This window comes from Sorangium sp. So ce385, from assembly GCF_051474135.1.
GTDB classification, from domain to species: Bacteria; Myxococcota_A; Polyangia; order Polyangiales; family Polyangiaceae; genus Sorangium; species Sorangium cellulosum_D.
In genome coordinates this window covers 13,608,251-13,633,638 of sequence record NZ_CP150337.1, presented here as the reverse complement: position 1 = coordinate 13,633,638, position 25,388 = coordinate 13,608,251, and the positions used below count along the sequence as shown (strand labels likewise).

The 25,388-nt window shown below is 73.3% G+C and carries 18 protein-coding genes; 4 read left to right on the top strand and 14 right to left on the bottom strand.

Features of this window, described 5'->3' with window-relative positions; genetic code table 11:
* Window positions 1-160 precede the first annotated feature (160 nt).
* On the top strand, window positions 161-1,012 hold the full coding sequence (locus tag WME83_RS49895) for a hypothetical protein (protein WP_437316760.1): 852 nt from the start codon (window positions 161-163) through the stop codon (window positions 1,010-1,012).
* Between the two features lie 48 nt (window positions 1,013-1,060).
* Here WME83_RS49895 and WME83_RS49890 read toward each other — a convergent pair whose 3' ends face one another.
* The 12 genes from WME83_RS49890 to WME83_RS49835 all read right to left on the bottom strand — a co-directional run bounded on the left by WME83_RS49890 (window position 1,061) and on the right by WME83_RS49835 (window position 19,426).
* Window positions 1,061-1,987 carry a cyclase family protein gene (locus tag WME83_RS49890; RefSeq protein ID WP_437316759.1) on the bottom strand — a complete coding sequence of 309 codons (927 nt, stop codon included), beginning with the start codon at window positions 1,985-1,987 and terminating at the stop codon, window positions 1,061-1,063.
* A 62-nt stretch (window positions 1,988-2,049) separates the two neighbouring features.
* Window positions 2,050-3,447, bottom strand: a complete 1,398-nt coding sequence (locus tag WME83_RS49885) for a pyridoxal-phosphate dependent enzyme (protein WP_437316758.1) — start codon at window positions 3,445-3,447, stop codon at window positions 2,050-2,052.
* A gap of 292 nt (window positions 3,448-3,739) precedes the next feature.
* Window positions 3,740-5,461, bottom strand: a complete 1,722-nt coding sequence (locus tag WME83_RS49880) for a helix-hairpin-helix domain-containing protein (protein ID WP_437316757.1) — start codon at window positions 5,459-5,461, stop codon at window positions 3,740-3,742.
* Between the two features lie 186 nt (window positions 5,462-5,647).
* Window positions 5,648-6,127 (bottom strand): hypothetical protein, encoded by a 480-nt coding sequence (locus tag WME83_RS49875; RefSeq protein WP_437316756.1) that lies wholly within the window; start codon window positions 6,125-6,127, stop codon window positions 5,648-5,650.
* Window positions 6,128-6,548: 421 nt separating this feature from the next.
* Window positions 6,549-8,150, bottom strand: coding sequence for a hypothetical protein (locus tag WME83_RS49870; RefSeq protein ID WP_437316755.1), 1,602 nt, complete (start codon window positions 8,148-8,150; stop codon window positions 6,549-6,551).
* Window positions 8,126-11,185, bottom strand: a complete 3,060-nt coding sequence (locus WME83_RS49865; protein WP_437316754.1) for a hypothetical protein — start codon at window positions 11,183-11,185, stop codon at window positions 8,126-8,128. Before WME83_RS49865 ends, WME83_RS49870 begins: the two co-directional genes overlap by 25 nt.
* Window positions 11,186-11,300: 115 nt before the next feature.
* A complete protein-coding gene (locus WME83_RS49860) occupies window positions 11,301-11,732 on the bottom strand; it encodes a hypothetical protein (RefSeq protein ID WP_437316753.1) in 432 nt (143 codons plus the stop codon).
* A gap of 279 nt (window positions 11,733-12,011) precedes the next feature.
* A complete protein-coding gene (locus WME83_RS49855; RefSeq protein WP_437316752.1) occupies window positions 12,012-13,388 on the bottom strand; it encodes an SIR2 family protein in 1,377 nt (458 codons plus the stop codon).
* 161 nt (window positions 13,389-13,549) lie between these two features.
* Window positions 13,550-14,674, bottom strand: a complete 1,125-nt coding sequence (locus tag WME83_RS49850) for a hypothetical protein (protein ID WP_437316751.1) — start codon at window positions 14,672-14,674, stop codon at window positions 13,550-13,552.
* Between the two features lie 318 nt (window positions 14,675-14,992).
* Window positions 14,993-17,221: a biotin carboxylase N-terminal domain-containing protein gene (locus WME83_RS49845; protein ID WP_437316750.1), complete on the bottom strand. Its 2,229-nt coding sequence runs from the start codon at window positions 17,219-17,221 to the stop codon at window positions 14,993-14,995.
* Between the two features lie 112 nt (window positions 17,222-17,333).
* Window positions 17,334-18,641, bottom strand: a complete 1,308-nt coding sequence (locus WME83_RS49840) for a tetratricopeptide repeat protein (protein ID WP_437316749.1) — start codon at window positions 18,639-18,641, stop codon at window positions 17,334-17,336.
* A complete protein-coding gene (locus WME83_RS49835) occupies window positions 18,638-19,426 on the bottom strand; it encodes an RNA polymerase sigma factor (protein ID WP_437316748.1) in 789 nt (262 codons plus the stop codon). Before WME83_RS49835 ends, WME83_RS49840 begins: the two co-directional genes overlap by 4 nt.
* 297 nt (window positions 19,427-19,723) lie before the next feature.
* Here WME83_RS49835 and WME83_RS49830 point away from each other — a divergent pair, with 297 nt between their 5' ends.
* On the top strand, window positions 19,724-19,948 hold the full coding sequence (locus tag WME83_RS49830; protein ID WP_437316747.1) for a hypothetical protein: 225 nt from the start codon (window positions 19,724-19,726) through the stop codon (window positions 19,946-19,948).
* Between the two features lie 346 nt (window positions 19,949-20,294).
* The gene (locus WME83_RS49825; protein WP_437316746.1) at window positions 20,295-21,380 is read left to right on the top strand and encodes a hypothetical protein; all 1,086 of its coding nucleotides are present in this window, start codon (window positions 20,295-20,297) and stop codon (window positions 21,378-21,380) included.
* A gap of 63 nt (window positions 21,381-21,443) precedes the next feature.
* On the opposite strand, the gene WME83_RS49820 is transcribed toward WME83_RS49825, so the two are convergent.
* Window positions 21,444-22,598 carry a ferritin-like domain-containing protein gene (locus WME83_RS49820; RefSeq protein WP_437316745.1) on the bottom strand — a complete coding sequence of 385 codons (1,155 nt, stop codon included), beginning with the start codon at window positions 22,596-22,598 and terminating at the stop codon, window positions 21,444-21,446.
* 268 nt (window positions 22,599-22,866) lie between these two features.
* A complete protein-coding gene (locus WME83_RS49815; RefSeq protein WP_437316744.1) occupies window positions 22,867-24,357 on the bottom strand; it encodes a serine/threonine-protein kinase in 1,491 nt (496 codons plus the stop codon).
* 160 nt (window positions 24,358-24,517) lie between these two features.
* On the opposite strand from WME83_RS49815, the gene WME83_RS49810 reads away from it, so the two are divergent.
* The gene (locus WME83_RS49810) at window positions 24,518-25,369 is read left to right on the top strand and encodes a hypothetical protein (protein ID WP_437316743.1); all 852 of its coding nucleotides are present in this window, start codon (window positions 24,518-24,520) and stop codon (window positions 25,367-25,369) included.
* Window positions 25,370-25,388: the final 19 nt, after the last annotated feature.

Genomic DNA, 25,388 nt, shown 5'->3' with positions numbered 1-25,388 from the left:
CGCCCTCCACGCTCCGGACAGAGCAGACTCGCGATCATCGATTCAATAATTTTACACAGATGCTCTATTGAGCACTGGACATCGATGGCTATTCACCGGTAGAAAGAATGCGACCTTCGACGAGACCGCGAAGGGACGAACCCGGGGGGGGGGGACGACTATGTACCGGATCAGCACCGCTGATTTCGCAGCGCTGGCGCTCGTGTTTCTCGTGTCCTGCGTCACGGACCAGGAAGAGGAGGAGGGGCTCGTAGGAGTTGCCCCTAATGAGCTTGAGTACCTCAATGCGCTCAACCCCAACGCGCTCAATCCGAACGCGCTCAATCCGAACGCGCTCAGCCCCAACGCGTTGAGCCTCGGCGCCCTGAGCCCCAGCGCCCTCAGCCCAGCGGCCCTGAGCGCGATCCAGGATCCGGGCGCGGCGGGCGACCTGTCGCGCCAGCTCCTCAGCTATGTGGTCGGCTGTGCGCTCACCCCCGCGCAGTCGTTCCGCTTCTCGTGGACCGACGGCGCGGGCACGGTTCGTCATGAGGTGTACTGGGGGCTCATCGGCCTCGTGCCGAGCTGGGTCGACAAGCCGCTCGGCCAGATCGACCAGCAGTGGATCTCGGCGTGCCTCGCGTCGCGGACGAACTGGTACGGCGTCTCCGTGACGATCTCCTCGCGGGCCAGCCACCCGGCCATCGACAAGACCGACTCCCCCGAGCTCACGATCTACACGCGAATGGAAGGCGCGTTCTGGGGCAATCTCTTCGCCCCCTCTCCTTATCTGAATGCTTGCTACAACGCGGCCAACCGTGGCCACGCGCGGTCGCTGGCCCGAGAGTGCGCTGCCGGTCACCTCGACGCCAGCGGAGCCGTCCAGGAATGCGGGACGATCCGGATCCTCGGATCGTGCGACAGCTACTGCCTGCCGCTCAACGTGCGCGGGATGTACTACCCGAGCTGCGTCAACAACCTCACCGGCAGCCCGGACGCGACCACGCGGGTGATCACCGTCTTCCTTCCTTAGAGTGCCTCGAGGCCCCCCCGACGGCAGGCGGCTCGGGCCGTCGACACCCTACTTCCCCTGGCCCCCGGACCCCGGCGGCACCAGCGCCAGCACCCGGGCCGGCGCCCCGCTGCCGCGCGCGAGCGGGAGCGGCGCGACCACCACGACCGCCCCGGCCTCGGGGAGCTGCTCCAGGTTGGCGAGGTTCTCGATGTGGTAGCCGCCCGCGCCGAGGAACGCCTTGTGCTGCTCGAACGTCTGGCTCGGCCCCGGATCGGTCGACAGCGTGTCGATACCCACGCACCGCACGCCGCGCTCGCGCAGATAACGGCTCGCCTCCACGGAGACCCCGGGAAAGTGCATCACGCCCTTCGTGTCCTGGTTCAGGTACTTCACCGGATCGGACCAGCGCGCCCCCCACCCGGTCCGGATCAGCACGATGTGCTTCGCGCCGAGCGCCCCGTGCCGCGCCTCCCAGCCGCGGAGATCGTCCACGGTGACCTGATGGTCGGGGCTCGCCGCGACCTTCGCCGTCACGTCCACGACCGCCGCCGGCCCCACGAGCTGCTCCGGCGCGATCTGCTCGACGGTCGGCGCCCCGGACTTGAAGTGCGCCGGCGCGTCCACGTGCGTGCCCGCGTGCTCGTCCATCGAGAACCGGCTGGAGTAATACGCATCCTTCTCGACGGTGCTGAGCGTCTCCGACGCATAGGGCTTGTTGCCGGGGAACAGCGGCATCTGCGGCGTGATCGGGTGCGTCAGGTCGACCACCCGCGCCGTGGCGATGTCGAGCGCCGCGGGCGCGGCCTGCGCCGCGGACGACGGCGCCTCCCCGCCCGCGTGCGCCGCGGGCGGCGGCGCCGCGGCGGGCGGCGACCCCGCGGCCGACGCGCACGCCGAGAGGGCGAGCGCCGCGGGGCCCAGCGCGTACGCCGCCGCCCCCCTGGCACCCGCTTGAAGGAAGCCGACCACGCCCGTTCCGTGCGCCTTGTGCATGGCGCACATGTCACCACGAGCCAGCGCCCGCCACAAGGCGCACCGGCGCGCCCTCGGCCGGCTCAGACCTCGTGCAGCTTCACCCGGCGTCGCAGGTGGTTGAGCAGATCGATGCGGGTGACGAGCCCGACGAACTCGTCGCCGTCGGTCACGATCGGCACGAGCCCCGCGTCGAACATCGGGAGGAGATCCCGAATCGGCGTCCGCACGTCCACCGTCCGGAGCCGCGTCGTCATCGCCGTCTCCACCGGCTGCCGGAAGCGCGACACGTCGTCGACGGCGGCGAGGAGGAGGTCCGACTCGTCCACCAGGCCGACGATCTTGCCGTCCTCCAGGACCGGGAGCTGCGACACGTCGTAGAGCTTCATCCGCGCATAGGCGACCAGGAGCGCGTCCGTCCGCTGCACCGTGACCACGGCCCTGTCGGCGTGGCGGCGCGTGATCACGTCCCGCAGGTCGCCTGTCGGCTCGCGGTCCGTGAAGCCCTGATCGGCCATCCAGAAATCGTTGTACATCTTCGACAGGTACTTGTTGCCGCTGTCGCACACGAGCGTGCAGACGCGCTTGGGCGACGACTGCTCGCGGCAGTAGCGCAGCGCCGCCGCGAGGAGCGTCCCCGACGACGAGCCGGCGAGGATGCCCGTCTTGGAGAGGAGCAGCCGGGCCGTCTCCAGGCTCTCTCGGTCGGAGATGGTGTACGCGTGCTTGACCCGGGAGAGGTCGAGGATCGGGGGGAGGAAGTCCTCGCCGATGCCCTCGACGAGCCAGGAGCCCGCCTTGCCGAGGTTGCCGGTCTTGACGTAGCCCGCGAGCACCGAGCCCTCCGGGTCGGCGAGCACCATCTCGCAGCGCGGCTGCGCCGCCGCGAAGTAGCGCGAGAGCCCGGTCATGGTGCCGCCCGAGCCGACGCCGCACACCATCGCGTCGATCCGGCGATCGAGCTGCGCGTCGATCTCCGGGCCGGTCCCGGTCTCGTGCGCGAGCGCGTTGGCGGGGTTCTCGAACTGGTTCACGTAGAAGGCGCCCTCTTCGCGCGCGATGCGGGCCGCGAGGTCCTGGTAGTAGCTCGGGTGGCCCTTCTCGACGTCGGAGCGCGTCATCACCACCTGCGCGCCGAGCGCCTTCAGGTGAAAGACCTTCTCCTGGCTCATCTTGTCGGGGATGACGAGCGTCAGCCGGTAGCCCTTCCGCGCCGCCACGAGCGCGAGGCCGAGGCCCGTGTTGCCCGCCGTCGCCTCGACCAGGTGCCGCCGATCGCCGCCGAGCTGCCCGGCGCGCTCGGCCGCCTCGATCATCGACAGGCCGATGCGATCCTTGATGCTGCCGCCGGGGTTCTGGCTCTCCATCTTGAGAAAGAGCTCGCACGGGCCGGTGTCGAGCTGAGTGACCTGGATCATCGGGGTGCGGCCGATGAGAGAGACGATGTTCTCGGCGGGCGGAGGGATCGGCATCGGCGTCATGACCGCTCAACGGTCACACGGCGCGCACCGTCTGTCGAGGTGCTCGGCGCGCAGGTGGCGATGACGCGCGCGTCAACGCGCGCAGCCTGGGAAAACGGACAAAGGTCCGCTATGATGGATTGTCCTTTGTGGCGCGCCCATCGCGTGGCGCGCGGCGGAGCGCATCCCGCGACAAAGGAAAGAGTGCTTCTCATCGATCGACCGCTGCCAGCGATCGCGGCGCGCGTCCCGGGCGTCAGCCGCGGCGTCGGCATGGGGGTCGCGCTCGGCCCCGAGCCGCCCGTGTCGCGCGTCAGGCGGCGGGCCGCACGGCCTTCTTGAACGCGGCCGGGCCGAGCGCGTTCAGCACCTCGCCCCGGCGGAGGCCGCCGCGCCGCGCGGTCCCCACGCCGAAGCGCAGGTTGTGGAGCGCGTTCGTCGAGTGGGCGTCCGTCGAGATCACGAAGCGGATACCGCGCTTGCGCGCCTCCTTGATCCACCGGGGCTCCATGTCGAGGCGATACGGGTCTCCGTTCACCTCGACGGCGGCCCTCGACTCGGCCACGGCGTCGAGCACCTCCTCGACGTGGCACGCGAACGGCTCGCGCCGCTGGATGAGCCGGCCGAGCGCGTGCCCCCAGATCTTGAAGACCGGCTCCTTCATGGCGCTCACCAGCCTGCGCGTCATCTGGTCCGCGTCCATCTTCATGCGCGAGTGGATGCTCGCGATGATCACGTCGAACTGCTCGAGGATCGCGTCCGGATAATCGAGCTTGCCCGACTCCAGGATATCGGACTCGGTGCCCCGGAGGAGCTTCACGCGCACGCGCTCCTGCACGCGGTCGATCTCGTCCCATTGCTGCTTGAGCCGGTCGAGGCCGACGCCGCCCGCGTAGTGGGCGGCGGGCGAGTGATCGGTGATGGTGAGGTATTTCATCCCCATCGCCTCGGCCTCCAGGGCCATCTCCTCGATCGTGTTCTTGCCGTCGGAGTACACCGTGTGGCAGTGCACCATCCCCTGGATATCACCCTCCTCGATGAGCTCGCCGTCGCGGCCGTCGCGCGCGGCGGCAGCGACGATGTCCTCGGCGCCCTCGCGGAGCTCGGGCGCGATGTACGGGAGGCCGAGGTGCCGGTAGAGATCTTCCTCCGTCTTGGCGGAGAGGCGTTTGTTGCCCCGGAGGAGGCCTCGCTCGTCGAGGGTGAGCCCGAGCTCGCGCGCGAGCGCGCCGAGCGCCGAGAGGTACGCGGGCGCTCCGGTCCTGTGGTGGAGCGCGGCGGCGTAGTACCGGGGCGGCACGCAGAGGAGCTCGCCCCGGAGGCCGCCCGAGAACCGCACCGTGCACCGCGCGTCGTCGCGCGCCTCGACCTCGGCGACGCGCGGGAAGCGGGCGAACCAGTCGACCACCTGCGCGGCGTCGTCGGCCGCGGCCACGACGTCGACGTCGGCCACCGTCTCTTCCCAGCGCCGGATCGCACCCGCGAGGTCGGCCTGCTCGGTGGCCTCGCACCCGCGCACGTGGGCGAGGAGCGGCTCGGCGAGCTCGAGCGCGTCCACGAGGAGGATGCGCTCGTCGCGCGTCTCGTAGCGGTGGATGCCCTCGAGGAGGCTCGACTCGGTCTTCGCGCCGAAGCCCTTCACGGCGCGGACCTTTCCGGTGAGACAGGCCCTCTTGAGCTCCTCCACGCTGCCGATGCCGAGCGCGTCGTGGAGCGCCTTGATCCGCTTGAGGCTCATCCCCGGCACCTGAGACAGCTCGAGGACGCCGGGGGGCAGCTCGGCGCGGAGCTTCTCGAGCTGCTCGGAGCGCCCGGTCTTGTAGAGCTCGGCGATCTGGCCCGCGAGCGCCGCGCCGATACCGCGGAGCTCGGTCAGGCGCTTGGCCTGGACGAGCTCGCCGAGATCGTCCGTGAGCTCCTCCAGGGCCTCGGCGCCCGTCTCGTAGGCGCGCGCGCGGTAGGGGTTCTCTCCCTTGATCTGGAGGAGCATGGCCATCTCGCGGAGGGCCCGGGCGATGTCGAGCTTGTCGGGCATGGATGGCAGAAATATAGCACTTGCAGGCCACAGGCCATGCCGCGCGGGCCGCGACAGCGAGGCAGTTTGCCACAGCGACACGCCAGGTGACGCGGGTACGTCGTCGACGCGGGAGCCTGCGGCTTCAGCGCAGCCGAGCATGGCGGCGGCTGCGGCCGCGAGCCCCGCCCGTCGCCCGGCTCCTGGTCATCGCTGGACGCCCGGAGCCGGCTCTTTGATAGCCACCGTGACACGAGCTACCGAGCACTCGGGCGGGCAATCCGGACCATTGGGCCGTTCGACGTCATAGAACGGCGCCACGCGGGTATCGATGAGGACCACCTGGTCACGCACCACGCGGAGAGCGACCACCTTCGGTCGCACGCCGTAGACCGTGACGGCCGCCAGGGAGCCGTTCCCCTGACGGACGCTGCACTCGTCCATGATCTCCTGCCGGCCGGAGCTGGGCAGGGATGCAGCGCAGCGCCGCGTCACGCCGTCCAGATCGATCAGGAAATGATAGCGACCGGTCGCGGCCAGCTCGGGCTCGAACTGGATTTCGAGGTGGTCGCTGCAAGCGGCTTCCGTGCACGCCTTGGTGCCTCCGGGCCGGCACGAAGCCAGCCCGATGAAGAGGATGGCGGCCGTGGCGCGACCGAATCTGCGCGACGTGGATGTCAACGACATGCGTGTCCTCCTGATGTCCTGAGCACGATCCGCAGCAACGCGGCCTCCCCCGGAATGCTCATCACCACCGCCGGTGAAGCCCCAGGCACTTCCCGCGACGTCCTCCACCACCGCCGGTGAAGCCCCAGGCACTTCCCGCGACGTCCTCCACCACCGCCGGTGAAGCCCCGGGCAGTTCCCGCGATGTCCTCCACCACCTCCGGTGAAGCCTCAGCCACTTCCCGCGACGTCCTCCACCACCTCCGGTGAAGCCTCAGCCACTTCCCGCGACGTCCTCCACCACCTCCGGTGAAGCCCCAAGCACTTCCCGCGACGTCCTCCACCACCTCCGGTGAAGCCCCAAGCACTTCCCGCGACGTCCTCCACCACCTCCGGCCGAGCCCGGCGCACCTGAGGAACCAGCGCCGCTCGCTTCCCGCCCCTACTTGCACCCCAGCCGGCACACCATCGCCGCTGTGTAGGCGCACCCGTGGTCGCCCCAGATCGAGGAGCTCGGCCCCGTGCACCGGAACGCGCACCCGCGCCCGTCCGCGGTCGCCTCGGCCGTCAGCCGGTAGCCTTCCGCGTTGCAGCTCCCCGTCGACGACAGGCAGCTCGACATCTGCGGCTCGCACTGCTCCACCACGTAGCCGGCCGGGCACGTCCAGTCGACGCTCGCCCGCCCATAATCCGGCGACCGCCCGGTCTCGGTCGCGATCGGCTCGTGCTTCGAGAAGGTCGGCATCCCGGTCGTGACCTGGAGCGGCACCACGACCGCGCGCTCGCGCGGCACCACCGGGGAGGCCGCGTCCTTGGGCTGCACGATGAACGTGTCGCGCCGCGTCTGCCGCTCGCAGCCGGCCGTCGCGCCCTCCGGCGCCCACGAGAACGTGAGCTCCGCGCTCCCGTGCGCGGGTACCTCGACCGTGCGCTCGCCGTGCGTCACCCGGATGTCGACCTGCGCCCGGTTCGTGATCAGCGCCTGCGCCGTCCCGGTGGCGCCGTACGGCACCACGCCGAGATCGACCGGCTGCGGCGTGATCTCCGGCTCGGCGAGCGAGAAACGGCACACGTCCGCCACCGGGTAGATCGCGTACGCCAGCGGCACCGCCTTCTTCACCTCGAGGCGCAGCGCGCCGAACGCCTGCCCGCCGCCCTTCGCGCCCGCCACCGGCGCGCCCTCGACGCCCTCGATGGCGAGCTCCCCGACCGAGGTCATCGTGACGCGGCGGTCCCCCGCCTCGATCCGGGCCTTGAACAGGCCGATCGCCGTGCCGTGCGCCTCGCCGGCGGTCACGTCCGTCTCGTAGGCGACCATCGCGCCGCGCTTCACCGCCCCGATGAAGTGCGTCGCGCGACCGCAGGCGCAGCCGCCGCCCGGCGCCGGCACGACGCTCTCGGTCGGGTCGAAGAACTGCGGGTCCTCGTCCGCGACAAGCGCCATCGCGACCAGCCGCAGCCGGCGCTTGTCGAGCGTCCCGCCGGCGCTGAAGTACGCCGGCAAGTCGACGTCGGCGCCGACGAGGACCGAGTCGACGGCGATGCCCACGTAGCGGAAGTCGATCGCGCGCTCGCCCTCGCCAGGCGCGGGCGCGCCCGGCGCCGCCGCGGAGGCGGTCGCGCCCGCGACCGCCGGCGCGCCCGCGACCGCCGGCGCGCCCGCGACCGCCGGCGCAGGCGCCGCCGCCTTCGGCTGGGCGCAGGCGACGCCGACCGGCGAGAACACCCCCGCCGCGCTCCGCGACAGCCCGCGGCCCGGCACCATCGCGCTCGAGGTGTCGAGCAGGTAGTCGTGCCGCACGTCGCTGAACGCCCGCGCCGCCTCGAGCAGCGCCCCGGCCTGCGAGCAGCCGGCGCCCTTGCAGGCCGGCAGGACCGCCGCGCCGGCCGGCCGGCGCGTCGGCGAAGCCGGCACCTCCGGCGGCCCGGGGCAGCCGAGCGCCGAGGCCAGCGCCCCCAAGAGGAGCGCGCCCGCGCGCGCCGGCGCAGCGCGCCCCGGGCGAGCCCGACCCGCGCCGCTCACGGCCATGCGATCGTCATCCACCGGACGCGCCCCGAGCCGCTCACCGCGTCGTCCGCAAAGAACAGCGACGCGCCGGACCGCCCCGCGAGCGCCGGTGATACGTCCCGCGACGCGCTGCCCGTCAGCCACGCCAGCGGCTTCAGGGGCGGCGCCGCCGCCTCGCCAGGCGCCAGCGTGAAGGCGCTCAGCGCCACCGAGTCCCCCGGCGCCGACGCGAGCACGCCGCGGCAGGCCTTGTCGCACGCGAGCGCGATCGACGACACCGAGGCGCCGTCCGGCCCCTCGATCGTCACCGGCGGGCCCTGCACCGCGCCGCCGTTGTCGAGCCGCACGAGCCGCGCGCGCCCGCCCGCCCCGCCGGCCGCGCCCCCGCCGGCCGCAGCGCCCCCGCCGGCCGCAGCGCCCCCGCCGGCCGCAGCGCCCCCGCCGGAGGCCGCGCCGTCGCCTGCAGGCTCGTCGACCCAGCCGACGACGACCCCGCCCTCGTGCGGCGCGAGCACCGGGCTGCGCGAGTGCTCGGGCGACGCGTGGAGCCGCGTCTCGTCGCCGATCCGCTGCAGCGTCTTCGCGTCGAGCCGCGCGAAGAACACGTCTCCGGTCGCCTCGCCGCCCGCCGCGCCGGCCGCGGCCGCGTCGCCCGCCGGCCGCGCGTCCGACCAGACGAGCCACGCCTCCTGGCCGCGCACCGCGATCTGCACCTCGGCCGCGTCGAGCGGCGCGCTCGTGATGCGCCGGTCCGGCGCCGTCCGGTTCAGCGCGCGGTCCACCCGCGCCGCGTACACCTCGGCGTTGCCGTCGCGCGTGTCGACCCACGCGACGATGAAGCCGCCCGCGCCGTCGTAGGCGATCGCCACGTCGGACGCCTCGCTCGCGGCGCCGCCCTGCTTCTTCCGCGGCGCCGTGGTGAGCTTCTTCTGCGCGATCTTCGCGCCGGTCGCGTCGACCTTGGTCACGTAGACCTGCGTCTCGCCCCGCTCGCGCGCGACCCACGCGATCACGCTCTCGGCCTGCGCCGCGCCGCCCTTGCCCTTCGGATCGGCCGGGGCGGGCGGCGCCGTCGCGATGGCGACGCCGCCGAGCGACGACGCCTTCTGCGAGAGGACGTTCAGCTTGCCGAGGCCGCCAGGCGACGCGGCGCGCACCGCCAGCGTCGCCGACAGGTCCTGCCCGCGGGGCGCGCCGTCGGACGCCCCCTCCACGAAGTACGTGACCCACGCCGCGAGCGCCGCGCCGCCGTCGAGCTCGGCGGCCGCCACCTTGGCGAGCGGGTCGCCCTCGGCGAGCGCGCGCACCGCGGTCGCGCGCGGCGGCGGATCCCGGTCCTCCCGGAACGCGGGCGCGCGCCACGCGCTCTCCCGCAATGGCAGCGACACGAGCGCGAGCGGCGCCCGCGCGCCCGCCGCCTTGGCCGCGCCGCCCTGCTGCGCGCCGCCCTGCTGCGCGCCGCCCTGCTGCGCGCCGCCCTGCTGCGCGCCGCCCTGCTGCGCGCCGCCCTGCTGCGCGCCGGCCCCGGCCGCCGCGCTCGCGAGCGTCGCGCACGCGCCCTTGTGGCAGCTCAGCCCGCGCACGAGGTACGGCACGCCGCCCGTCGCCGCGAACGGCGCGGCGCGCACCGGCTCCGCCGCCCGCACCGAGAGGTCCGGGCCGAAGCGCACGAACGTCGGCCAGATCGGCGGCGCGGCCGCCGCGTCGCGGGCGGCCTTGAGCGTCGCCGGCGCGAGCGTCACCGCGGCGAAGCCGTCGCCGTCGGCCGTGAGGTCCGGCGGCCCGCTGGCGCTGAAGACGAGCGCCGCCCGCTCCGCGCCGAGCGCGCCGTCCGGTCCGACCGACGCGAGGTGGATGAGGCGCCCCGACCCGCCGGCCTCCGCGCCGCCGTCGCCGCCGCGGGGGCGCAAGACGTCCTCCCACGCGAGCAGCGCCCGCCCGCCTGCCCCGGCGGGCGGCGCGACGAGCGATACGAGCGCCTGCTCGCCGGACGGCGGCGTCGCCTGCCGCGGCGCGACGACCACCTTGCCGCCCGGCTCGGCCGCCGCGAGGTACACGGCGCTGTCGATGTCCCGCTCGTCGGTCCAGGTGAGCAGGTAGCGCCCGCCGACCTCGGCGATCTCGAGATCGATCTGCGCGGTCGGCTCGGGGCTGACGGCCACCGGCGCCGAGACCTTCCCGGCCGCGTCGATCTCCAGGAGCGAGACGGAGCCGAGCTTCGCGGCCTCGGCGGCGTCCTCCGCGTCCGCCTTGCGCGCGGCCTTGCCCTGGGCCCTGGGCGGCGGCGCGGCCGGCGGGAGCACGAGGGCGACCGCCGCGCCGCGCTCGGTGGCGACCGCGTTCCACCCGAGCGCCTCGCGCGCGACCGACGCGGGCGCCGTCGGCTTGATCGCGGCGCCCTTGTCCTGCGAGAGGACGGTCATGACCACGTCCACGCGGTCCTCGCGCGGCATCTCCCACAACACGAGCGCCCCCTTCGCGTTCGGGAGCACGTCGAGCCACGTGATCTCCTCGGCCGTCTGCGCGACGAGGCTCGCCGGGGCGACCGGCTTGCCGGCCGGGTCGAGCGCGAGCGCGCGCACCGCGCGGCTCCCCCCGATCTGCTCGATCCACGCGGCGATGTAGCCCTGCGGCCCGGCGCGGAGCGCGGCGACGGGCACGTCGGCGGCGGCCGGCCCGGCGTCGACGACGTCCCCCCGCGGCGCGCCGTCCGCGCCGATGACGCGGGTCCTCCACCTGCCGCCCGCCGCGTAGAGCAGGAGCGCCTCGTCGCCGCGCCGGGCGAAGTAGGGCGTCGCGTCCTCGTCCTCGAGCTCCGCGACCACCTGGGCCGGCAGGAGCGGCGGCCCCTCCGGCGCCTTCGGCTGCGCGGGCGGCGTCTTCACGACGCGCGCCGGCCGCGCGGCGGGGGCCTGCGCGGCGCCGGAGCACCCGAGCAGCAGCGCGAGCGCGGCGCCGAGCAGCGCCGGCGCGCGGCGACGGAGCGCGACGCCGCGCGGGCGGCCTGCTTCGCGCTGCGGGCCGCGTCGAACCGAGGGGAGAGCACTGCGGACGAGCATGGCGGCGACCATGCCAGAAGCGATGAGCCCCCGCTACAGGGCGCCGCTCGTCGACGTCGCGCGGCGCGCACGCCCCGGTCGCACGCCCTCGCGGCCCTGGACGCCCCGCCCGCGGGGCGCTGGAACGCTAGAACGCGAGCAGGCGCCCGAGCAGCGACCTGTACCTGCGCAGGGCGAGCCGGAGCTCCTCCGTCGACGCCTCCGGCTGCCCGGGCGCTCCGTCGAGCAGGCGTTGCAGCTCGCCGCGCTCCTCGCGGAAGCTCTGCGCGACCCGCTGGATCACCTCGGCCAGGAGCGCGTCGGCCTGCTCGACCGACAGGCGCGGCGCCTCGATGAAGCCCGCCTGGATCGCGCTCCAGCGCTCGGACAGCTCGCGCGCCTCCTCCGGCGTGAGCACGGGCGAGCGCTCCGGCCAGGGCTCTCCGGTAGGTCCGCCGCACGCCGTGTAGACGGCCGGTTGCCGGCGCGACTCCGGCGGGGGCTCCTCGTCCGCGATCCGCGCCTCGGGCTGGCTGCTCTCGCGCGCCGTCACCATCCGCTCTCTGTGCAATGGGCTCACGATGGCCACCTCTCCGCTCGTTCGCGTGGTCAGGCCCGTGGGCCAAGCAAGCGGCATGCGCGTCGCGACGTGCGTCCGCGCCCGCCGCGGGCCGCAGCGCGGCAAGGCCAGAGGCTCAGAAGAGCCCGAGAAAACCCCGAGAGCTCGGGCGGGCGAGGCCGCCCGGCCCGCCTCGCCCGGGCGCGTGCCGCGGCAATCCCTCACGAGGCGAGGAGGCGGAAGAGTGCGGAATACGCGCGCTCCGCGGCCGAGCCGCCGCCCGGGCGAGGGCGCCCGGGCTCACCGGAACGACGCGCGCAGCTTCGTCACCACCGCGCGGATCTCCCGCGCCACCTGGAGGAACGCCTCGTCCTCGTCGGACCACTTGGTCACGGGCTTCTTGTCCCGCGGCACCGCCTGGAGCTCGGCGAAGCGCGTCGTCTCCCAGTCGCAGGGGCGGAGCAGGATCGGCACGACCGCGGCCTGCCCGGCGGCGCGGCGCTCCATGGCGCGCGTCACCTGCGCGTCGCCCTGCTCGGACGCGAGGTAGCTCGCGCTCACGAGCAGCAGGATCAGATCGGCCGCCTCGAGCTGCTCGCCGATCGCGCGCTCCAGGTCCTCGCCCGCGCCGATCTTCCCGCTGTGCCACGGCGCGATCAGCCCCTCGCGCTTGAGCGGGCTCACGTGCGCCTCGAGGCGCGCGAGCAGCTCCTCGTCGCGCGACGCGTAGGAGAAGAAGACGCGCACCGGCCGCGCCTTGGCGGGGTGCGTGTTCGCCGGCGGGACCGCGGTCGGGTGCGCGCTCGACGCCGGCTGCGGCGCCGCCGCGGGCGTCGCGACGCGCGGCGGCGGCGGCTGCGCCGGCGCGGCGGCCGGCTCCAGGCCGAGGAGGGTCTGCGCGACCTCGGCGTGATCGCCGGCCTGGTTCTCGTAGACGATGAGCCGGATGCCCGATTCCTCGAGCAGCCGGCGGCGGAACGGGGGCACGCCCTTCGGGAGCAGCGCGAAGTGCATGGGCGGCTGGCCGCCCGCGAGGGCGCGCACGCGGGCGAGCGTCTGGTCGATGTTGTCGTCGGCGAGGCCGAAGCCCACGAACAGGATGGAGTGCGTGCGGTAGAGGGCGCCGAACGCGTCCTGCAGGAGCGGCGAGCCGAACATCGCCCGGTCGTACTGGTCGCGCGAGAACACCCAGGTGTCCCACGCGCGCAGCGTGCCGTGCAGCTTCAGGATGAAGCGCCTGTCCATGGCGATGTCGGCCGTCGGCCGGTCGACCATGCGCCACTCGCCCTGGAACGCGCGCTCCAGGAAGCGGTCGATGTTGGTGGTGAGCACCGCCTTGAGCTTCGGCTTGAGCGCGGCGATCGCCTGCGCCACCTCGGGCACCTCGCGGCCGGTGTCGTCGAGCTCCTTGTCGACCGTCCAGTTGAAGTCCTGGGGCCCGAGCGCGAGCTTCGCGGCGGAGAGCGCGTTGATGAGCTGGTTCGAGGCGATGTACTGCTGGATCTCGTCGACCACCGCGGGGTCGGCGCCCTTCCTCCGCGCGCGGTCGCGCAGCCGCTCGGCGAGCTGCTTCCAGGTCGGCATGCCCGCCGCGGCCGACACGCCCGCGCCCGCGAAGACGATCAGGTTCCCTGACGCATAGCGCTCGCGCAGCTGCTCGAGGATCTCGTCATCCATCGACGAGCACGATACCGCGGATCCGCGCCCGCGGGCGGCGCGGCGCCGCGGCGGCGAGGCGCGCATCTCTCCTCACCGCCGCGGGGCAGCGCGCCTGCGGCTCTCGCCGCCGCGGCGCCGCGCCCCTCTGCTCACCGCCGCGGGGCAGCGCGCCCCTCTCCTCACCGCGGCGGCGAGGCGCGCCGCTCCGCGGCGAGCGACAGGCCGACCCCCAGCCAGACCCCCTCGACGGCGCCCGCGGCGCCGCCTTCAGCCTCGTACGGCGCCGGCCGGAGCACCACCCCGGGGTCCAGCGTGAGCCCGAGCCACAGGGGGCCGCCCAGCCGGGTCTCCACGCCGAGCCCGAGGCCGGCGCGGGCGGACCAGGTATCGCGCTCGCCCGCGATGCCGTCGACGGAAGCGGCGGCCGGCAGCCGGACCGAGGCGACCGAGGCGGCGGCGCCGATCGACAGGCGCCACGAGGCGGCGAGCCAGAAGCGGTAGTCGCCCGAGAGGCCGCCCTCGAGCCAGCGCAGCGTCTCGCCGCCGGACGGGGCGGCCAGCAGGCGGGCGAACAGCGACTCGGTGAGCCGCAGGCGCCGCAAGCCGAGCGTCAGGCCGGCGCCGCCGAGCACGTGCGGCCCGCCCGAGACGACCGCCGCGTAAGGTCCGGCCGTGACGGACAGCGCGTCGAGATCGCGCGAGGCGAGCTCGACCTCGTCCGGGGTGGGGCGCCGCGGCGGTGGCGGCCGCCGCGGGGCGCGCGCGCGGCGCATCTCGGCGAGGATCATCTCGGAGGCGGCGATCGCGACGAGGCGCGCGGCGACGTCCGAGGTGAGGCCGGAGACGGCGATCTGCCGCCGCACGACCGCGCGGCCGTCGAGGCGCACCTGGATCTCGAGGCGGGCGGCGGTGGGCCGGTCGACCCACACGCTCGCCACGCGGTCGCCGAGCGGGCCGACCGGCTCGGCGGCGAGCGCGGCGCCGTCCGGGAGCTCGATCTCGAGCAGGCGCCGCACGCGGACGCTCGAGACCTCCTCCGCCGCGCCGCGCGACAGCGCGACGCGCACCTCGATGGGCGCGGCCGCGGCGGGCAGCTGCGGCGCGCTCGGCGCAGGGGCGGAGCCGCTGCTCGCCACGAACGCCCGCGGCTCGGCCGCCGCGGCGGGGGCGGCGGAGCCCGGCAGCAGGACGAGCGCGACGAGGGCGCGCGCGAGCGGATCCCGGCGCGGGACGCGCGCCGGGGGCAGGCGGCGGAGGCCCTCCCGCCGCGGCCGCGTCCGCGCCGGAGATGATCCGCTGGGCATCCTCGCACCGGCCATCGGGGTACTTGGCCACATACCCCGTTGCGGTCTGAATTGCCTCTTTCTTGTCGACCGCGACCGCCTCACCCGGGCCGCGGTTGCCGGACGACACCACCGCGGCGCCACCGTCGAGCGAGGGCGACCGCGCGTGCTCGTAATATTTCGCTGCCAGCGCTCTCGTCGCGTCGTGTCTCGCGCCGAGCCTCCGGGCCCCACCGCGCACGGTGGTCCACCGGCTGGATGCTTCAGCGCTTCCGGATCGGACTGGCCGCCATCTCCTCGCGACGCCCCCCACCGCCCGATCGCGGCGACCTCCCCGGGCTACGCCTCTTCGCGGAACGCGGCCACCACCCAGTTCACGTGGCGGCCTCGATCGTCGTAGCTCGAATGGCGCTTGAACAGCGGCAGCTTCAGGATGCGCACGTGATCCTGGAGGTTCGTCTTGAACGGCGAGCCCGCGATCGGCGTCCCGTCGGGGCGCACCTGCCGCCCCTCGATCTTCATCTTCTTCAGCACCTCGAGGGACGCGAGCCGCAAGAGCTCATAGGCCTTGTCCGGGTCCTTGCTGCTCACCGAGACGATGAGCTTGCCGAACGTAGGGTCCTTGTTGACCAGGACGTCCCCGGCCTCGAAGCCGCAGTCGAACCGGATCTTCAGATCGGTGAGGCCCTTGTCCTCGAGCGCCTCGCGGATCGCGGCGACGTCGGGGAGCGCGATGCGGTCGAAGATGCCGGCGTTCGGCAGGAACAGCCCCTTCCCGCCGTCCCGCGAGTCTCTGAGATCCGGATTCCAGCTCTCCGCGTTGATGCGGAACTCGCGGCTGCAGTGCGTCTGCACCACATGCTCTTGCTCGAAGTCGATGGCCTGCCCGTCCGCGATGCGCATCTGCCACGCGACGAGGTTGACGGGGACGCGGCCCCGCTTCCGCTTGATGGCGTAGCTCTCCTCGCTGACGGGGTGCTCCACCTGGATGCGCGTGTTCATCTCCAGGAAGTAGAACTTCCCGTCCTTGAACATCAGCTCCACGGTCCCCGCGCCCACGTAGCCCACGCGCTCCGCGATCTGCACGGCGAGCCCGCAGATCCGCTCCTCCAGGCCGGGGTACCGCCGGAGCAGGGCCGGCGGCGCCTCTTCCTGGATCTTCTGGCTGGCGCGCTGCTCGCTGCAGTCGCGCATGCCGAAATGCCGCGTGTTGCCGTAGCGATCCCGCAGCACCTGCACCTCCAGGTGGATCGTCTCCGGGATGTTCTGCTCGAACATCACGCCCGGCTGCCAGTTGTACGCCTTGATCTCGCCGAGGACCTTCTGGATGGCCTGGGGCACCTGCTCCGCGGTCGGGATGACCGCCTGCCCGCGCCCGCCGCCGCCGTTCGCGGCCTTGAGGCGCCCCGGGAAGGTGAAGCGCCCGGCGGCGTGCGTCTCCACGATGGTCCGCTGGATCTCGTCGGGATCGTCGCTGTCGATGACGAGGCCCGGCGTCACCGCCGTCGCGTCGAACTCCTGGGCCATCAGGCGGAATTTCCGCTTGTCGCCGGCGTTCTCCACGACGTCCTGCATCGGACCGATGAAGACGATGTTCTTCTGGCGGAAGTGCCGTATCGCCGCGGCGTTCTCCGCGAGCGGGCCGTACCCGGGGTAGAGGCCCGCGCGCGAGAGCTCCTCTTCCCAGTCGTCCCCGAAGCGCCGCTCGAACTCGGCCCTCACCTTGTCCGCGATCTGGACGTAGTTCGCGTAGCTCTCGCGGAAGCTCCCCTCGAGGCCCACCGCGAACCCGCCGCCCTCCCGCGCGATCCGCACCTGCAGCGCGTTGTCGTCGTCCTTCAGGCTGTAGAGGACCACGGGGACCTTGCCGAGCGCGATCGCCTCGCGCGTCGCCCGCACGCCCATCTCGCCCTTGTCCGCCACCAGGATGTACTTGAGCTGGCCCGCGCTCACCGTCGTGGCGGGGTAGCTGTCCAGCCGGTGCACGGCGGCGTAGAGGAGATCCAGCACCTGCGCGTCGTCCCGCTGGAGCTCTCCGGCCCGGGAGCGCAGGAACTCCGTCGCCTGATCGCGGAGCGAGGGCTCGTCCTGCTCCAGGATCAGGAACTTGAGGAAGCGCTCCTCCTCGAAATCGCGGCGCTTCAGCGCCCGGAGCAGCCCGCCCTCCAGGTACCGGGCGAACCCGCCGCGGTCCTCGGGTGTGATCGACGCGCGCGCCTCCCGGATCCGCGACAGGAGGCCCTCCGCCGCCGACAGGAGCTCCTTCACCCGCTCGTCGCCGAGGAGCTCCCGGCGCAGCGCCGCCTCCAGCGCGCGCTGCCAGCCGAAGTGCTCTCTCCACACCTCGCCGTTGGCGATCAGGTACCGCAGCCCGAGGAGGCGGTGCGCGTCCTTGCCGCCGGCCAGCGTGCCGAGGTCGAGCAGCGAGAACCCCGGGAGGCCCATCGCCGTGGTGAACGCCTCCATCGAGGAGACGTAGCCGCCTCTCGGCAACACCAGCTTCCACGACGGGAGAGCCAGAACGTCCTTGCGAGCGGGGAGGGAGCTGGTGCGGACGGCGGTGGTCATCCTAAGCGGTTCTCCGGCGCACCAAGCAAGCGCAGAGCCGTTGCGGGATGTCAAGCCTGTCGGTCGGAGAGCCGGGGCCGCCGGGCGCCGCCCCGGGACCGGCGCGCGCGGATCACGGCGCGGGGCTGGCGTCGGGGGCGGGCGGAGGCTGGGGCGGCGCGGCCTCCTCCTCGCCCTCCTCGGCCGCCGCGTCGCCCGAGACGAGCCGCTGGACGTCCTCGCACCGGCCGTCCGGGTACTTGGCCACGTACTCCTTGGCCATCTGCGAGGCCTCGTCCTTGCGCCCGGCGACGAGCTCGGTGCGGATGCGCTTGCAGAACGAGTCCTCCGCGAGGTTGCCCTCGGGCGACAGCGAGCGCGCCTGGTCCAGATACTTCGCCGCCTGCGCCTGATCGCCCATGCTGGCGTAGAGGTCGCCGAGCTTGTAGGCCGCGATCGGCGCGTACGCGTCGGTCGGGAAGCTCTCGACGACGCGCGCGAAGGCGCGCATCGCCGCGGAGAGATCGCCGCCCTTCGCGCGCAGGAGATCGCTGAGGTCCATCAGCTCCCGCGCCGTCTTCGCGGAGGCGATGGCGCCGTCGATGCCGCCGCTCTGCTGCTTCAGGCTCTGCAGCGCCTCGGCGACGTTGCCCGCGTTGTACCGCGCGCGCCAGTCGGGCGCGGCGGCCGGCGCCCCCGCCGCCGGCGCGTCGGGCGGCGGCGCGACGGGCGCCACCTCCGCGCTCGAGCGCGGCAGCGACGCCACGCGGGCGCGCCGGGGCTCCTCCGGCGGCGCCACCACCGCCGTGGGCTGCCGGATCGGCACGCCCTCCTCGGCGTCTCCGCGCCCGAGCTCCCGCGAGCCGGCCGGCGACGTGAGCTTGACCGACCCGTTCGCGACGTTGACGTCGATGTCGTCGACGTTGTGCCTCACGCGCAGCACGCTGCCCGCCGCCGCCGCGAGCCGGGCCTCGCCGGCCACGATCGAGAGCGCCGCCGTGCGCGTCCCGCTCACGGTGTCGAGCCACGCCTCGCCCTGCACGAGCCGGAGCGTCAGCGCGCCGCCGTCGGCCTGCTCGACCTCGACGGTGGTGCCCGCCTCGAGCGAGATCGTCCCGCCGCCCGGCAGCTGGAAGGTGCGCCCCCGCGAGCCCGCGGCGAACACGTCGACCAGCGGCGGCGCGTCGTCGGTCGGCGCCACGGCGGTGGGCGGCGCGGCCTGCTCCTCGCTCCAGATCGTCTTGCCGAGCCACAGGCCGCTGGCGAACGCCGAGAGCGCCGCCGCCGCGAGCATCGCGGCCACGCCCGCCCGGCGCGGCGACGACGGCTCGCGCGCCGCGAGGTCGTGCTCGATGCGGTCCCAGACGCGCGCGATCCGCTCTTCGGTCGCGTGGTCGCGCAGATCTGCCGGTGCGATCCGGGGTAGCCCTCGCCGGCTCATGATGACGCCTCGCTGTTGGTTGGATCCACAAAATGACCGTCGAGGAAGTGTTGCGCCCGTGAAATCCGCCGCTTGACCGTGGCCAGCGAGCAGTCGGTCATCTGCGCGACCGTCTCGAGATCGTGCCCCTCCACCGAGCGGAGGATCCACGCGATCCGGTCGTCGGCCGGCAGCGTCTGGAGCAGGGCGTAGATCTGCGCGATCTGCGCGCGCGCGTGGGGAGAGGCGGCCGGGCTCGCGAGCGCGTCGAGATCGACCGGCTCGCTCGACTTGCCCATCCCGAGCATCCCGAGCAGCCGCGTGCGCCGCATCCGCGAGCGGACCTTGTGGACGACGATCGAGCCGAGCCAGGCGCGGAAGGCGGCCGGGTCCACGAGGTCGCCGAGGCGCTCGAAGGCGCGGAGGAACGCGTCGTGCACGATGTCCTCCACGTCGCGCGCCGAGCCCTCGATGCGCGTCGCGAGGTGGATGGCGAAGGCCGCGTGCCGCCGGTAGAGCTGCTCGAGCGCGCCCACGTCCCCGCGCGCGCCGAGCACCACGAGCTGCGCGTCCGGCAGCTCCGTAAGGCCTCCCCCCCGCTCCGCCGGCGCGCCCGCGACGGCGCCCCGCCTGTCCGCGGCATTCCCGGCGCGCGCGCCCCCGGGCCGGACATCGCTCCGGCCGCGCTCCTCCGGGGCGAAGGCGGGGCCGGCCTCGCCCACGTCCGCCTGAGCCTCCGCGGCCGAGGCGGCCGGGACGACCGGTTCGACAAGGCGCAGGCGCCCTCGCTGAGGTCTCAGAGCCATGGGTTCGTGTACCTGAAAAGGAGCAGCCTGGGTGTTCGAGACGCCGTGCGGGAAGCGGCCCCTGGGCCGAGGCGGCGCGCCGCGCCCCGGTCTCCTGTCCGGGGCAGCGTCAGGAGAGCCCCGAGCCTCCCACAGTTTTCTAGACGCCTGGTGGGGCCCGGGCGGCTCATCGAAAAAACTGTGAGCCGTTCTGTCCCCCTGCGGCGTCTGGGTGGGTGGCCGCCGGATTTGAACTGCGGCTCCTACGTTCTGCTGGTTGGGGGTGGCCTCGCCGCCCTCTTTTTTCGGAGGATTCCCATGAACAAGCTCGTTCTTGCGCTCGTCGCCGTGTCGGTCTCGTCCCTCGCCGTTGCCTGCGGCGGCAGCGCCCCGGCCGCGAGCGACCCGTCGGCGGCCCCGGCGTCGACCGAGGCGGCCCCCGCCTCGACGGAGACGGCGCCCGCGGCGACGCCGGAGTCGGCCCCCTCGGCTCCGGCCGACCCGGCGGCCGCGAACCCCCCGGCCGAGGCCCCCAAGCAGTGAGCCCTCTGCGCGGCGCGTCGCTTCCTTCGTGAAGCGCGCGCTGCGGAGCGCTTTGGGCGACGCCTCTCCGGAGGTGCCGCCCTCTTTCATTTTGTGCGGCTCGTGCCGCGCGGCTCCGCCCCCGCCCATCCGACCGCGACGCCGAGCCCAGCAGCTCGCCGCCCATCGCCGTCGCCCCGACCGCGCGGCGGAACGCGGCGCGCCCGTGCTTTGCCCCCATCGCGTGGGCGCTCTCCAGGTATGTTCCGTCCGCACGCCGTCGGCGGGCGGCTCAGCGCGGCGCAGCCGCGGACCGCGGGCCGCTCCCGCGCCACCTTACAACCCGCTCTCGCATGGGGCCGATCGTATGGGTACCACTAGCCGGCTGAGCTTCCTGCTGCGGTCCGGGCGGCATCGCCCTGCCCTCTTCTTCTCCGCGCGCGCGCTCGCCTGGTCGGCGCTCGTCGCCGCCGCGGGGGCCGGGCTCGGGGCGGGCTGCGGCCGCACCGAGGCGTGGGAGGATCCCGGCCCGCCCGGCGGCTGGCCCTCGGCGGCGTGCGGCGACGGCGTCTGCGACGGCGCGGAGGACTGCGGGAGCTGCGCCCCGGACTGCGGCCTCTGCCAGGGGTGCGGCGACGGCGCCTGCGACGGCGCCGAGTCGTGCGCGAGCTGCTCGAGCGACTGCGGCGTCTGCGGGGCGTGCGGCGACGGCGCCTGCGCCGCCCCCGAGAACTGCGGCAACTGCGCCTCGGACTGCGGCCTCTGCCCGAGCTGCGGCGACGGCGCCTGCGACGAGGCGAGCGAGTCGTGCGCGAGCTGTCCGAACGACTGCGGCCCGTGTCCCAGCTGCGGCGACGGCGCGTGCGGCGGCGCCGACACGTGCCTCACGTGCCCGGCCGACTGCGGCGTGTGCGCGGGCTGCGGCGACGGCCTCTGCGCGGCGCCGGAGGACTGCTCCTCGTGCGCCCCCGACTGCGGCGCCTGCGCCTCCTGCGGCAACGGGGTGTGCAACGTCGGGCTCGAGAGCTGCTTCTCGTGCCCCGCGGACTGCGGCGCCTGCGCCTCCTGCGGCGACGGCGCCTGCTCGGGGACGGAGACGTGCGCGTCGTGCCAGCGTGACTGCGGCGTGTGCTCGGTGTGCCCGAACGGCGTCTGCGAGAGCTTCGAGACGTGCTCCAACTGTCCGGCGGACTGCGGCGCGTGCGAGCCCGCGGACTGCCTGGAGGTGATCACCTGCGCCTCCCGGTGCATCGATTTCGAGCAGTCGCCCCCCGCCTTCAGCCTGGCGTGCGTCTCGAGCTGCGTGTCGCGGGGCTGCGCCGACGTCCAGTTCTTCGTCGATCAGGTCATGACGTGCGCCCTCCCGCTGCTCCCCGTCTGCAACGGCGACTTCGAGTGCGTCCAGGAGGAGTGCGCCGTCGAGGTCGCGGCCTGCATCGGGGCCACCTGCTGACCGCCTCCCGGAGGCCGGCGCGGGCGCCCGCCCCGCCCCCGCCGCGCCTCGATCGCCGCGGCCTCACGCGTCGTCGAGCAGCTCCTTGGCCGTCAGCTCGCTGGCCGACCGCCCGTGCTCGTACTCGAGCAGCCCGATCGAGGCGTAGCGCGGCCGGATCCGCCCGGAGAGCAGGCCGATCCGCTTCAGGTTCGGCACGATCCGCTTGAACATCGTCCGGCGGAAGAACCCCATCAGGTCGCTCTCGAGCATGAGCTTGTCCCACTCGCACCGCGTCATGCGGTGGGCATAGAACTCGTCATAGAACTCGTGCGCCAAGAACCGGTTGCGGAGCAGCAGCGACAGCTCGAAGGCCCAGTCCTCCCGCTCCCTCCGCGCCCGCTCGCCTATGCCCTCGCGGTAGAACCTGGTCAGCGCGAGGACCCCATAATGCACGTGGCGCGCCTCGTCGGTGATCACCGACCGGAGGACGTCCTTGAGCAGCGGCTCGCTCGTCACCTGTCGAATCGAGCTGAACGCGCCGAGCGCGAGGCCCTCGATCATGATCTGCATGCCCAGGAACTTCATGTCCCACCGGCCGTCGCTCATGATCGCGTCGATGACGACATACAGGTTGTCGTTGATCTCGTAGAGCTTCTCCAGCTTCTGCGTGAGGTAGGCGTGGAACACCTCCACGTGGCGCCCCTCGTCGGCGACCTGCGTGCTCCCGTAGAGCTTCGCGTCGAGCGAGGGCACACACTCGGTGACCTGCGACGCCGCGAACAGGGCGCCCTGCTCGCCGTGCAGGAACTGGCTCAGCATCCAGGAGAGGAGGCCGTGGCGCTGCGCCGCCCGCTCCCGCTCCGAGAGCCTCCCCCAGATCGGCAGCTTGGACGGCGGCATCCAGCTGTCGGGCAAGAGCGGCATCGCCGGATCGAGCCAATCGACGTCGCGAGACCAGTCGAGGTCGGTCGTCGCGTTCCACTGGGACGTCTTGGCCAGATGGTAGAGCCTCGCCATGTCTGGGTCGTCCCGCCCGTAACTCCAGTTAAAGCTGGCCTCGTATCCAACCGAGATATCGGTCGAGCCCACGCCCTTGCCGCGCCGCTGGACGAAGCCGCGAAAGGCTGGCCCGAGCAGCGACGCGAGCACCCGGACGTTGCCGCTGCTCGATGCGTCGCGGAGGAGAGGGGCGGAATCGAGGAGGGTCTGGATAGCTTGCTGGAGGCGCATGGACATGAGAGCTTTCCGGAGCGGCGATGCGCGGACGCGAGGTCGAGCAACCCGCGGGCCGCCTTTATAATGGCATCTATCGTCGAGCGGCAATCGCCTCTCGATCGTTTTTGCGTCGTCATATCGACTCCGGGAGATCCCGAGTCTGCCAGGGGGCCCACGCCGAGCGCGCGCCCGTCGCTTCCCTGACATCGCACCTCGGCGGAAGCCGAGCTTCGGACGCAGGGCGGCGGGCGTAGCGCGGCGGGCGGCGAGGGCCGCGCGCCCCAGCGCCTCAGACCGCGCGGCTGCGCAAGGTCGGCGCCGGCGAGGAGCACTGCGCCGAGGGCTCTCCGATCAGCGCGAGGCGGCCCGGCCCGGCCGAGAGCTCGAGTCCGTCGACTCCCCGGATCGCCTCCTCGGTCGCGCAGAGCCCGTGCACGGGCTCGGCCGGCGCCCACGCGCCGACCCGCGCCAGGTCGCCGCCGATGATCTCCGGGTGGGGCATCCAGCGCACCACGACCCGCCCGGCGTGCAGGCACAGGTTCGGGTGCACGCGCGCGTCCGGGCGGCTCCTCTGCGCGATCTCCTCGTGCAGCGCGGCGGCGATCGCGATCACCGCCGCCCGCTCCCGCAGCGCCTCGCCGGCGTCGCAGGAGAGCAGGCGCACGGCGAGGATCTCGCTGCCGGTCACCGACACCAGCGTGAGCCCGGCGTCGCGGAGGCGCTCCTCCGCGAGGTCCAGCACGACGCCGAGCTCCTCGGCGAGCGCGTCGTCGAGATCGTCGGCGTCGGTGCGCAGCCGCAGGTCGAGGTACACCGCGACCGCGTCCGCCTCGAGCTCCGGCGTGCTGCTCCGCCCCGACGTCGGCTCGCCCACGGCCTCGCGGAGCGCGCAGAGGAAGCTCTTCACCGACGGGTAGCGGTGCTCCGGCTGCTTCTCCAGGCAGCGCAGGACGATCGCGTCGAGCGCGGGCGGCAGCGGGGTCCGCCGGCTCGGGCGCGGCGGCGGCTCCTCCAGGTGCTGCCGGAGCAGCTCGGCCGCGTCCGGCGAGTAGAACGGGAGCTTGCCCGTGAGGAGCCGGTGCAGCAGGACGCCGAGCGCGTACACGTCGACGCGCGCGTCGAGGGGCCCGCCGAGGATCTGCTCGGGCGCCATGATCGTGAGCGTGCCTGGCGCCCTCCCCGCCGTGGTGAAGCCGCTCGCCCCCTCCTCGGGCTCCATCAGCTTGGCGATCCCGAAATCGAGGAGCTTGACCGCGCGCGGTACGCCCCGCGAGACGAAGATGTTGCTGCCCTTCACGTCGCGGTGAATGATGCCGGCGGCGTGCGCCGCGTCGAGCGCCGAACAGACCGGCTCGAGCAGCTCGAGCGCCTGTTCCGGCGAGAGCCTCCCCTCCTGCCGGAGGAGCACGTCGAGCGTCAGCCCGTCGAGGTGCTCCATCACGTAAAACGGCCGGCCGTCCGGGAGCTCGCCAGCGTCATGAATGTCGACGATGCCAGGGTGGTTGAGCAGCCTCACCACCTCGATCTCGCGCAGGAAGCGCTTCACCATCTTCGGCGAGGCGGCGAGCGTCCCGTGCAGCACCTTCATCGCCACACGCGCGCCCGTCTGGAGATGTCTCGCCTCGTACACAGCACCACATCCGCCCCGGGCGATGGGCGCCACAACACTGTAATTGCCCGCGCGCGCGCCGCACGGGAGCTCTCCTCGAGAGAACGACCTCTCCTCTAGGGAAAATGCCCTCGTCTCGTTATCGCGCGTCGCCAACCCATCCAATGTCATAACCCCCCCGATACGACTAAGGGCTCACCCGAGCGACGTTTTTCCCAGCACGTGACGATCGTGTTGTCGCTACACGTCGCTTCACCTGGTGGTACAGTAAATCCATCGTTATCCCGACGGTAGCCTATTCCATCTGCTAGCGGAACGGGGGAGGGAACTGATGAACGGGCGAATCCACGCGCGGTACCTGCGCACGCTTTTGTTGGTCGCATTGCCCGGCTGCGGTGGCAGCGACGGATTTTCGGTGGAGTCGGGGTCGGTCGAAGCAGCCTCAAGTGCGCTCCGCAATCACAACGCCCTCAATCCGAACGCCCTCAACCCGAACGCCCTCAACCCGAACGCGCTCGCCCCGAACGCGCTCGCCCCGAACAGACTCGAGGGGAGCAGCCTGGCGCCGACCGCCTTCTCCGCCATCACCGACCCAGGGGAGCTCGGCGCGATGTCCAGGCAGCTCCTTCAATACATTGTCAGCTGCGCGCTCGGCCCGTCGCAGTCGCTCCGCTTCTCGTGGCGCGACGAGCTCGACGAGCCGCACGACGAGGTCTACTGGGGGCACCTCGGGCTCGCCCCGAGCTGGAGCGACGAGCCGCTGAGCACCTCCCGGAGGCAGTGGGTCTCGGCCTGCGTGGCCTCGCGCGCAAACCGGGCTGGCGTCTCGGTGATGATCTCGTCGCGCGGGACGCATCAGGCCCTCAGGTACCCGGACCGGAGCGAGATCGCGTCCTTTCCGAGGGAGGAGGGCGCGTTCTGGGGCGACCTGTTCACGAGCGCCCCCCGCTTCTATGCCTGCTACAACGCGTCCAACGCCGAGAGCTCGCGCGTCCACAGCAGGGACTGCGCTACGGGGCTCCCCGACCCGGAGGGCGGCGTCCGGGAATGCCCGAACATTCACATCGTGGGCTCATGCGATCTCGTGTGCGCCCCGCTCCACGCCGCCAGCGGCTATCGCCCGAGCTGCACCAACGATCGAGGCGAGTCGTCATCCGCGGTGATTACGACGTTCCTGCCCTGAGGCCCCCATGCCCGATGTT

Bases quoted from the DNA above. Each gene is read 5' to 3' on its own strand.
- WME83_RS49890 (WP_437316759.1), bottom strand. From the start codon at position 1,987: ATGCACAAGGCGCACGGAACGGGCGTGGTCGGCTTCCTTCAAGCGGGT.
- WME83_RS49880 (WP_437316757.1), bottom strand. From the start codon at position 5,461: ATGCCCGACAAGCTCGACATCGCCCGGGCCCTCCGCGAGATGGCCATG.
- WME83_RS49865 (WP_437316754.1), bottom strand. From the start codon at position 11,185: ATGGTCGCCGCCATGCTCGTCCGCAGTGCTCTCCCCTCGGTTCGACGC.
- WME83_RS49840 (WP_437316749.1), bottom strand. From the start codon at position 18,641: ATGAGCCGGCGAGGGCTACCCCGGATCGCACCGGCAGATCTGCGCGAC.
- WME83_RS49895 (WP_437316760.1), top strand. From the start codon at position 161: ATGTACCGGATCAGCACCGCTGATTTCGCAGCGCTGGCGCTCGTGTTT.
- WME83_RS49820 (WP_437316745.1), bottom strand. From the start codon at position 22,598: ATGTCCATGCGCCTCCAGCAAGCTATCCAGACCCTCCTCGATTCCGCC.
- WME83_RS49835 (WP_437316748.1), bottom strand. From the start codon at position 19,426: ATGGCTCTGAGACCTCAGCGAGGGCGCCTGCGCCTTGTCGAACCGGTC.
- WME83_RS49845 (WP_437316750.1), bottom strand. From the start codon at position 17,221: ATGACCACCGCCGTCCGCACCAGCTCCCTCCCCGCTCGCAAGGACGTT.
- WME83_RS49885 (WP_437316758.1), bottom strand. From the start codon at position 3,447: ATGACGCCGATGCCGATCCCTCCGCCCGCCGAGAACATCGTCTCTCTC.
- WME83_RS49855 (WP_437316752.1), bottom strand. From the start codon at position 13,388: ATGGATGACGAGATCCTCGAGCAGCTGCGCGAGCGCTATGCGTCAGGG.
- WME83_RS49875 (WP_437316756.1), bottom strand. From the start codon at position 6,127: ATGTCGTTGACATCCACGTCGCGCAGATTCGGTCGCGCCACGGCCGCC.
- WME83_RS49815 (WP_437316744.1), bottom strand. From the start codon at position 24,357: ATGACATTGGATGGGTTGGCGACGCGCGATAACGAGACGAGGGCATTT.
- WME83_RS49830 (WP_437316747.1), top strand. From the start codon at position 19,724: ATGAACAAGCTCGTTCTTGCGCTCGTCGCCGTGTCGGTCTCGTCCCTC.
- WME83_RS49810 (WP_437316743.1), top strand. From the start codon at position 24,518: ATGAACGGGCGAATCCACGCGCGGTACCTGCGCACGCTTTTGTTGGTC.
- WME83_RS49825 (WP_437316746.1), top strand. From the start codon at position 20,295: ATGGGTACCACTAGCCGGCTGAGCTTCCTGCTGCGGTCCGGGCGGCAT.
- WME83_RS49850 (WP_437316751.1), bottom strand. From the start codon at position 14,674: ATGCCCAGCGGATCATCTCCGGCGCGGACGCGGCCGCGGCGGGAGGGC.